Here is a 758-nt window from a genome sequence, read left to right on the forward strand (position 1 = left end):
GAGCAGTGCACACGCCGCTGCGACTTCTGCCAGATCGACACCGGCAAGCCCGAAGCCCTCGACCGCGACGAGCCCCGTCGCGTCGCGGAAAGCGTTCAGGCCATGGGCCTTCGGTACTCCACGATCACCGGCGTCGCCCGCGACGACCTCCCCGACGGCGGCGCCTGGCTCTACGCCGAGACCGTCCGCAAGATCCACGAACTCAACCCGGGCACCGGCGTCGAGAACCTGGTTCCGGACTTCAACGGCAAGCCCGAACTGCTCGACGAGGTCTTCGCCTCACGCCCCGAGGTCCTCGCACACAACCTCGAGACCGTCCCCCGCATCTTCAAGCGGATCCGTCCGGCATTCCGGTACCAGCGCAGCCTCGACGTCATCACCGCAGCACGCGACTACGGACTGGTCACCAAGTCCAACCTGATCCTCGGCATGGGCGAAACCCCTGAAGAGGTCACCGAGGCGATGGCAGATCTCCACGCCGCCGGTTGCGACATCCTCACCATCACCCAGTACCTGCGACCCTCGCCCCGGCACCACCCCGTCGAGCGGTGGGTCAAGCCCGAGGAGTTCGTCGCACACTCGAAGGCTGCAGAAGAGATGGGCTTCGCCGGCGTCATGGCCGGTCCGTTGGTTCGCTCGTCGTACCGCGCCGGCCGCCTGTATGCGCAGGCCATGGCACATCATGGCCGCGAACTTCCCGAGGCGCAGCGTCATCTGACCGAGGGCGGCGACGCTTCCCAGGAAGCCAGCTCACTCAT

1 protein-coding gene is annotated in these 758 nt (G+C 66.9%); it reads left to right on the forward strand.

Going from position 1 to position 758, the window contains the following annotated elements; genetic code table 11:
* The coding region (locus YH3_RS34705; RefSeq protein WP_064445177.1) for a lipoyl synthase at nt 1–758 on the forward strand (758 nt) is incomplete at both ends.

The organism is Rhodococcus sp. YH3-3, assembly GCF_001653035.1.
GTDB classification, from domain to species: Bacteria; Actinomycetota; Actinomycetes; order Mycobacteriales; family Mycobacteriaceae; genus Rhodococcus_F; species Rhodococcus_F qingshengii.